Source organism: Nocardia sp. NPDC055002 (assembly GCF_053608825.1).
In genome coordinates this window covers 565,427-573,313 of record NZ_JBSGWE010000002.1, presented here as the reverse complement: position 1 = coordinate 573,313, position 7,887 = coordinate 565,427, and the positions used below count along the sequence as shown (strand labels likewise).

At 68.5% G+C, this 7,887-nt stretch carries 9 protein-coding genes; 3 read left to right on the top strand and 6 right to left on the bottom strand.

Annotated features, from left to right (window positions below; translation table 11 throughout):
- Positions 1-138: 138 nt before the first annotated feature.
- From ACWF99_RS09885 to ACWF99_RS09875, 3 genes are all read right to left on the bottom strand, one after another.
- Entirely contained in the window at positions 139-648 is a 510-nt protein-coding gene (locus ACWF99_RS09885; RefSeq protein ID WP_378627369.1) for a M15 family metallopeptidase, read from the bottom strand.
- A 9-nt stretch (positions 649-657) separates the two neighbouring features.
- Positions 658-2,049, bottom strand: coding sequence for an ABC1 kinase family protein (locus ACWF99_RS09880; protein WP_378627367.1), 1,392 nt, complete (start codon positions 2,047-2,049; stop codon positions 658-660).
- A 138-nt stretch (positions 2,050-2,187) separates the two neighbouring features.
- Positions 2,188-3,864 (bottom strand): fumarate hydratase, encoded by a 1,677-nt coding sequence (locus ACWF99_RS09875; protein ID WP_266290066.1) that lies wholly within the window; start codon positions 3,862-3,864, stop codon positions 2,188-2,190.
- A gap of 257 nt (positions 3,865-4,121) precedes the next feature.
- Between ACWF99_RS09875 and ACWF99_RS09870 the strand changes: the two genes are divergently transcribed.
- On the top strand, positions 4,122-4,631 hold the full coding sequence (locus tag ACWF99_RS09870; protein ID WP_378627366.1) for a MarR family winged helix-turn-helix transcriptional regulator: 510 nt from the start codon (positions 4,122-4,124) through the stop codon (positions 4,629-4,631).
- Here ACWF99_RS09870 and ACWF99_RS09865 read toward each other — a convergent pair.
- Positions 4,628-4,897 (bottom strand): hypothetical protein, encoded by a 270-nt coding sequence (locus ACWF99_RS09865; protein WP_378627364.1) that lies wholly within the window; start codon positions 4,895-4,897, stop codon positions 4,628-4,630. The two genes, ACWF99_RS09870 and ACWF99_RS09865, sit on opposite strands and share 4 nt — an antisense overlap.
- Between ACWF99_RS09865 and ACWF99_RS09860 the strand changes: the two genes are divergently transcribed.
- Positions 4,890-5,081 (top strand): hypothetical protein, encoded by a 192-nt coding sequence (locus ACWF99_RS09860; protein ID WP_378627362.1) that lies wholly within the window; start codon positions 4,890-4,892, stop codon positions 5,079-5,081. The two genes, ACWF99_RS09865 and ACWF99_RS09860, sit on opposite strands and share 8 nt — an antisense overlap.
- A gap of 100 nt (positions 5,082-5,181) precedes the next feature.
- Here ACWF99_RS09860 and mftD read toward each other — a convergent pair whose 3' ends face one another.
- Positions 5,182-6,426 (bottom strand): pre-mycofactocin synthase MftD, encoded by a 1,245-nt coding sequence (mftD, locus tag ACWF99_RS09855; protein ID WP_452535625.1) that lies wholly within the window; start codon positions 6,424-6,426, stop codon positions 5,182-5,184.
- Entirely contained in the window at positions 6,423-7,148 is a 726-nt protein-coding gene (gene mftE, locus ACWF99_RS09850; RefSeq protein ID WP_452535624.1) for a mycofactocin biosynthesis peptidyl-dipeptidase MftE, read from the bottom strand. Before mftE ends, mftD begins: the two co-directional genes overlap by 4 nt.
- Before the next feature lie 57 nt (positions 7,149-7,205).
- Between mftE and mftR the strand changes: the two genes are divergently transcribed.
- Positions 7,206-7,832 carry a mycofactocin system transcriptional regulator gene (gene mftR, locus ACWF99_RS09845; protein ID WP_378656334.1) on the top strand — a complete coding sequence of 209 codons (627 nt, stop codon included), beginning with the start codon at positions 7,206-7,208 and terminating at the stop codon, positions 7,830-7,832.
- Positions 7,833-7,887 lie beyond the last annotated feature (55 nt).

Sequence of the window (7,887 nt, the reverse complement as noted above, 5' to 3'; positions counted from 1 at the left end):
GTTGCTACCCCGGGCAACAGTTTGCGCGGCTTTTCACCCCCCCCCCGCCCCCGCGCCCGCCACCGGCCCGTTGGCGCCGGGGGGGCGGGGCGCGGGGGGGGGCCGGCCCCCGGGCCCCCCCCACGACGGGGTTCGGCTCTAACGTTGACTCGCGTCCGGCACCCGCGGCGGACACGGCGCACCGGGCGCGGTCACCAGCTCGAAATGCCACCACTCGTTGTCGAAGGTCCGGCACAGTCCCCACCGGTTGCCGTTGTCCTCGAGCCACTGTGCCCCCACCTGTGGGCCCACATCGACGGCATGGCCGGAGACATGGGTGGACTCCTCCGGCGGCAGCACCCAGCGTCGCGCTTCCTCGGGGCTGCCGTAGGTGGCCAGGCCGTCCTGCCAGAGCCACAGCTGCTGCTCGTAGGTGCGATGACCGGAGGTGATCGACAGCGGCACGTTCTCGGCGTGCGCCTGCTGTTCGGCGAGGGTGTAGGCGGCGGCGAGCGGCGGGTCGAGGCCTTCGGTGCCCGCTGCCGATTGGAACTGTTCGCGCGGCTCGGGTTGGGCGTCGGCGGCGCCGATGCCGACCGCGGTGACGGCCGCGGCGGCCGTCATGGTCACCAGGATCCGGTCGGCCACGCGGCCGAGCACAGTATTCATAGGCGGATTCTATCGACCGGTCCGGTCATCGAGACCACGGCGCCACTGCTCGATCGCCCGGCCGATCTCGGTCTGCGGGGGTTCGTCGTAGAGCCATTCGCGGGCGAGCTGATGCCAGTTGGCGGTAACGCGCAGCTGACCGAGGGTGGCGAAGGTGAACAGGTCGGCGCGGCGGGAGAACACGTGCTCGGGCGGCAGCAGCTGTTTGTGCATGCCCTGGAAGTCCGACGCTCTCGGGTCGACGGCGAGAAGTAGTGCGCCGGTGGCCAGTTCGGGGGTGATCGTGACTTCCTCGTCGAGCAGGTGCCAGCCGGTGGCGGCCCAGACGTAGGCCAGACTCTCCTCCACGGTGACCTCGGAATCGGGGTCGATGATCCCCCGGCCCAGCCACGCGGCGAACAGATCCTCGCCCCGGCCCTCCGCGGCGGCCCGCAGGACCGAGCGCTCGAACTCGACGTGCTCCGGATCCATCTCCTTGTAGAGGCCGAAATCGACGAAGGCGAGTTTGCCGTCGGCGGCCAGCAGCACATTGCCGGGATGTGGATCGCCACAGAACTCGTTGTCGGCGAACAGACCGGCGATGTAGAAGCGGTAGATCAGCTCGCCGAGCCGGTCCCGCTCGGCGGCAGGCAGTGTCTGGATGTGCGAAAAGGGATGCCCTTCAACGAATTCGGTGACCAGCACATTGTGCGTGCAGAATTCCTCGATGCTGTCGGGCACGGTGATGAAGGGATGGCCACGATAGCGCCGCGCGACCCGATGCTGGGTCTGAGCCTCGCGTTCGTAGTCGAGTTCGCTGCGCAGATTGCTGGCGACCTCCTCCAGCACACCGGTGTCGGCCATGCTCGGCAGCACTGTTCTGGCCATTTTGCCGAGGAACTCGAGATTGCTGATGTCGGCGTGGACGGCACGCTCCACCCCGGGATACTTCACCTTGACCGCGACGACGCGTCCGTCGTGCAGTCGCGCCCGGTGTACCTGCCCGATCGACGCCGCCGCGATCGATGTCTCACCGAACTCGGCGAATGTCTGGGCCAAGGGGCCGAGGTCGTCCTCGATCACCTGCCGCATCGTCGCGAACGGCATCGCGGGTGCCCGGTCCTGCAGGGCCGCGAGCTGGGCGCGGAACTGCTCGCGATGGGCTTCGGGAACGAAGTCGAGATCGAGCACCGAGCCCATCTGCCCGAGCTTCATCGCCGAGCCCTTCATGCTCCCCAGCACCGCGACGATCTGCTGCGCCTTCATCATCGCCGACCGCTCCGCCAGCACCTCACGGGCCTCGTCGGTGCGCCCGATCATCGACAGCCGACGCCCGACTTCGCGCACCGCCTGCCCGGCGGCGAACTGCCCCAGCTTCGCGCTCCGCGTCGCCCGCCCCCGGGGAACTCCACCGCTCGCCAATCCGCACCCCTGTCAGGCTGTACACCGTATGTCGTGCGTCACATTACACCGGGGTGGCGGTCGTCGCCGGGCCCGCGGAACAGACGAAAACCCCGGCGCCCACCGCAGCGGACACCGGGGTTGTCTACGACCGGATGGCTACACGCGTTCCTTGGAACGGGTGCGCACGCGCAGGGCGATCGGCTTGGAGGTCTCGGCGAAGAAGTCGTTGCCCTTGTCGTCGACGACGATGAACGCGGGGAAGTCCTCGACGTCGATCTTCCAGACCGCTTCCATGCCGAGTTCGGCGTATTCCAGGACCTCGACGTTCTTGATGCAGTCCAGCGCGAGACGGGCGGCGGGACCACCGATGGAGCCGAGGTAGAAGCCGCCGTGTTCGTTGCAGGCCTTGGTGACCTGGGCCGAGCGGTTGCCCTTGGCGAGCATCACCATCGAGCCGCCCGCGGCCTGGAACTGGTCGACGTAGGAGTCCATGCGACCCGCGGTCGTGGGGCCGAAGGAGCCCGACGCGTACCCCTCGGGAGTCTTGGCCGGACCGGCGTAGTAGACGGCCATGTCGCGCAGGTACTGCGGCATGGGTTCGCCCGCGTCGAGCCGTTCCTTGATCTTGGCGTGCGCGATGTCACGGGCCACGACCAAGGGGCCGGTCAGCGAAAGACGGGTCTTGACCGGGTATTTCGACAACTCGGCGCGGATCTCGTCCATCGGGCGGTTCAGATCGATCTTCACCACGTCGCCGCCGAGGATGTCGGCGGTCTGCTCCGGAAGGTACTGGGCCGGTTCGGTTTCCAGCTGCTCCAGGAAGATGCCGTCCTTGGTGATCTTGGCCAGCGCCTGGCGGTCGGCCGAGCAGGACACGGCGATCGCGACGGGGCAGGAGGCGCCGTGGCGGGGCAGACGGACCACGCGCACGTCGTGGCAGAAGTACTTGCCGCCGAACTGCGCGCCGATGCCGAACTCACGGGTGAGCTGGAAGACCTCCTCCTCGAGCTCGACGTCGCGGAACGCGTGACCGGTGATCGAGCCCTCGGTGGGCAGGTTGTCCAGGTAGTGCGCGGAGGCGTATTTCGCTGTCTTCAAGGCGAATTCGGCGCTCGTGCCACCGATGACCACCGCGAGGTGATACGGCGGGCAGGCCGCGGTACCCAGCGAGCGGATCTTCTCGTCGAGGAACTCGAGCATGCGCTCGGGGTTCAGGACGGCCTTGGTCTCCTGGTACAGGAACGACTTGTTGGCCGAACCGCCACCCTTGGCCATGAACAGGAACTTGTACACCGGGTTGTCGGCGTCGCCCTCGGTCGAGTACAGCTCGATCTGGGCGGGCAGGTTGGTGCCGGTGTTCTTCTCGTCCCACATGGTGATCGGGGCGAGCTGGGAGTAGCGCAGGTTCAGCTTGGTATAGGCGTCGAAGATGCCGCGGCTGAGCCATTCGGCGTCGTCGACACCGGTGAGCACGCCCTCGCTCTTCTTGCCCATCACGATCGCGGTGCCGGTGTCCTGGCACATCGGCAGCACGCCACCGGCGGAGATGTTGAGGTTCTTGAGCAGGTCGAGCGCGACGAAGCGGTCGTTGCCCGAGGACTCCGGGTCGTCGATGATCTTGCGCAGCTGACGCAGGTGCGCGGGCCGCAGGTAGTGGCTGATGTCGTGGATCGCCGTCTCGGTCAGCAGCCGCAACGCCTCGGGCTCGACCTGCAGGAAGGTGCGCCCGTTGTGCTCGAAGGTGCTGACCCCCTCACTGGTGAGCAGGCGGTAGGGCGTCTCGTCGGCGCCGATCGGAAGCAGATCGGAATAGCGGAACTCCGGCGCGGTCACGGATCGCACTCCTTCGGGCAGGGCGGGCACCGCAACACTGCGGAGCACCAGGCAAGGCTGGTCACAAAGCAATCCGCAGCCTAACGACCACCCACACCCGCACTGCGGTTAGGCAACCCTATGTGAGGTTCCTGACCAACCCTAACTAATATCGAGGTTGCACGTTCAACCCAAACGGTGCTACCCATTCTCCCGGGCGGTGGCGGGAGTGCACCGTTCAATCCGAAGCCTGCACCTTCAGAATCTGGAGCTCGATCGTGACCGATCCACAGTGGCTCGATGATGTCGAAATGCGTGCCTGGCTGGGCTATGTCCGAACCCGCGACCTGATCGCCGCGGCGATCGGGCGCGACGCCGGCCGGGCAGCCAACCTGAGCTATGTCGAGTATTCCGTGCTGGTCTACCTAGCCGACGCACCAGGTCAGCGACTCACCTTCGCCGACCTGGCCTGCGCGCTCGAATGGTCGCAGAGCCGGCTCTCGCACCAGATCACCCGCATGCAGAAGCGCGGTCTGGTCTCCCGCGAGACGATGCCGCACGACCAGCGCCGGACCGTGGCCAAGCTGACCCCGACCGGCGGGCAACTGCTCACCACGGCCGCGCCCGCCCATGTGCGCAGCGTGCGCAAGCACATGATCGACGTGCTCGATCGCGACCAGCTGGCGACCCTCGCGGAGATCTACGACGTGCTCGTCGATCATCACCGCGGCGCGAAGTCGGCCGAACCGATCGGCCGGCTACAGACCGCCGCGCCCGGCGAGGACTAGGACCCGCCGCTGCCGCCCCCACCGGAGGAGTCGGGACGGGCCTTGCCCAACCCACCGCGCGCGATGGCGCCACCCTTGGTGGGTGCGCCGCGATCGAAGACATCGCCGCTGGTCGGACGCAGGAAACTGCCCGCCGCCAGGGCGACGGCGACGCCGATCGCCGGGTACACGAACGTATCGGTGTGCTGATACCAGAAGCGCGAGTACGTGGCATCGCTCGTGTCGCACCGGTCGTCGGCCACGCGGACGTTGGTCGTCTTGTCCACGCAGACACCGACCGACGCCGGTGTGGCGGCGGTCGAGGTCGTGGTGGTCACCCGCGATGTCGTCGTCGGCGGCTTCGAGGTGGTCGTGAGGGTGGCCGACGCCGCGCGCGGTGCCGGTTTCGGGGTGGCGGTGCCACATCCGGCCGAGACCAGCGCCACCGCCACCACGGCGGGCAACGTGTAGGACACGCTGCGCGACATCATGATTCGCCTGCGCGAACCCTCGATTTCCGAAACCACACTCACGAAATTCCCCCTCGGGCGGTGTTGACCAACCGCCGATACTATCCAGCAGCGGCGCCGCTCACGACAGTTCCGTTGGTAGCGAAATCCCCTTTGCCGGAATCCTTTCGACCCGAAACGACGCCCAACGCGCGTTCGAAACCGGCGGGAACGATGATGTCGTCGCGGGTCAGGTCGGTGATCGAGGTCTTGCGCAGACCCAGCAGCGCCGAATCGATACCGCCACGCAGGATGTCGAGAACGTTCTCGACACCGGCCTGACCGTTGGCCGCCAGACCCCACAGGGAGGCGCGCCCGATCAGCACCGCGCGCGCACCGAGCGCCACGGCCTTGACGACATCGCTGCCGCGCCGGATACCGCCGTCGAGGAGCACCTCGATCTGGTCGCCGACGGCGTCGGCGAGCACCGGCAGGGCGCGGATGGCGGCGGGGGTCCCGTCGAGGTTGTTGCCGCCGTGGTTGGACACCGAGATGCCCGCGACGCCCGCGTCGACGGCGCGCAGGGCGTCGTCGACCCGCATCACACCCTTGAGCAGCACCGGGCCGTCCCACTGCGCGCAGATCCAGGCGACATCGTCCCAATCGGGTGCCGGTGTCTGCATCCATTCGCCGTAGGCGCCGAAGAACCCGGGGGCCGCGCCGCCACCGACCGCCATGTTGGGCGCGGTGAGGTCGGGGATGCTGCCCGAGCGCAGGTAGGTCGCGAGCCAGCGGGGGCGCGCGAGGGTCTGCGGCGCGAATTTCATCATCGTGCGCAGGTTCAGCGACTCCGGGATCACCGGGCTGCCCCAGTCCCGGCCGTGCGAGAACGACCAGTCCAGGGTGAGGATCAGGCCCACCGCACCGGCCTTCTTCGCCCTGGCCATCCGCTCGAGGATCTGATCCTTGTTGCCACACCAGTACAGCTGGAACAGGGTCGCCGGGTTGGCCGCGACCACGTCCTCGACGGGCTTGCTCGCGAAGGAACTGAGCCCCATGGCGATTCCGCGGGCCGCCGCGGCGCGGGCGACGGCGACCTCACCGTCGGGGTGCACCGCCTGCACGCCGGTCGGCGAGATCAGCACCGGCATCGACACCTGCTGACCGAGCACCGTGGTCGATTGGTCACGGTCGCCGATCGGGCCCGCGCAGTGCGGGGCGAAACCGAGTTCGGTGAACGCGGTCTGGTTGTCTTCGATGGTCTGTCCGCGTTCGGATCCGGCGATCAGCGCGCCGTACACCGACTTCGGCAGGCGCTTGCGGGCGCGCCGCTGCGCCTCGGCAACGGTCTCGAACCAGGGATTCATCGGGGTCCTTCCTCATGATCCTGCGGCCACCATCGGCGCAGGTCTTCCAGTAGTGCGGTAGTGGCGATCGTCAGCAGGCCGGCGCCTTCTCCGGCGCTCGATCCCGTGGGGTCGCCGAGGATTCCATTGGGGCTGGCCGCCCGCACCCCGCCCGCGCGCAGCAGCGGCAGCAGTTCGGCCAGCGAGCGGCAGTCCCCCGGTTCCGCCAGTTCGGTACGCACCCGGTCGGGGCGCAGCGCGAGCTGGATCGAGGTCTCGGTGCGCCCGGCGTGCGGGTCGCCGCCGTAGCCGGGCGAGAACAGCCGCACGTCGCGCGACTCCGACCGCAGCAGCGCGACGGCTCGGCGCAGCGCTTCCACGTTCCCCCCGTGCCCGTTGACCAGCACGATCCGCGAGAACGTGTCCGTGGCGGAGCGGCACAGTTCGACGACGAGCAGTTCCAGCGCCGCCTGTCCGATCGACAAGGTGCCCGCGAACCCCGCGTGCTCGCCGCTGGCCCCGTAGGCCACGGCAGGCGCGATCAGCAGATCGGACCGCTCGGCCGCGGCCCGTCGGCTCACCGCCGAGGCGATATCGCTGTCGGTCGACAGCGGCAGATGCGGGCCGTGCTGCTCGGTCGCGCCGAGTGGGATGACCAGGATCACGCCCTCGGCGGCGCGCACACCTGCCTCGGGCGATGTGAGGTGCGCCACGAACATGGCAGCCACATTAACGTCAGTCACTGACATAATCAAGAGCGCGTGCAGGTCGAAAGCTCGCCGAGTCCCTATCCTGTATCCATGTCCGCCCCGCCGCCGCGCGCACCGATGTCGATTCCGAAGCAGTCGGGGCACCGCGGGCGTCCGCCACGCACCACGCGCCGCGAGCTCGAGGTGATCGCGATGAAGCTGTTCGCCGAACACGGGTTCGACGACGTCACCGTCGAACGCATCGCCGCCGAGGCCGGAGTGAGCGAACGCACGTTCTTCCGCTACTTCCCCACCAAGGCCGAGGTGCTGTGGCACCAGTTCGACAACGAGGTCGACGACCTGCGCGCCGCGTTCGCCGCCGTCCCCTCCGACGAGCCGATGATGACGGCGGTGCGCCGAATTGTGGTGGCGGCCAACAGATATCGCCCCGAGGACATCCCCGAACTGCGCACCAGAATGCGGCTCGTCTCCGGAGTTCCCGCCCTCTCGGCAGGCGCCGGGGCGCACTACGACGCGTGGGAACACGCCGTCGGCGAGTTCGCCGCGAGCCGTCTCGGCGCGGGCGCGGGCGATCTGATTCCGCTCGCCATCGGGCGCACCACCCTGGCCGCCGCGCGGGCCGCCTTCGATGCCTGGCTCGAGCGCGGCGACACCGATCTGACCGTGTATCTGGATCGGGCACTGCGCGCGCTGGAACGCGGGTTCGCCCCGGAATAGCCGGGCGCGCCACGTTTGGGCAGCACCACAGAGGGGGTATGAGTAGGCTCAGGCT

Bases quoted from the DNA above. Each gene is read 5' to 3' on its own strand.
- mftD (WP_452535625.1), bottom strand. From the start codon at position 6,426: ATGAATCCCTGGTTCGAGACCGTTGCCGAGGCGCAGCGGCGCGCCCGC.
- ACWF99_RS09885 (WP_378627369.1), bottom strand. From the start codon at position 648: ATGAATACTGTGCTCGGCCGCGTGGCCGACCGGATCCTGGTGACCATG.
- mftR (WP_378656334.1), top strand. From the start codon at position 7,206: ATGTCCGCCCCGCCGCCGCGCGCACCGATGTCGATTCCGAAGCAGTCG.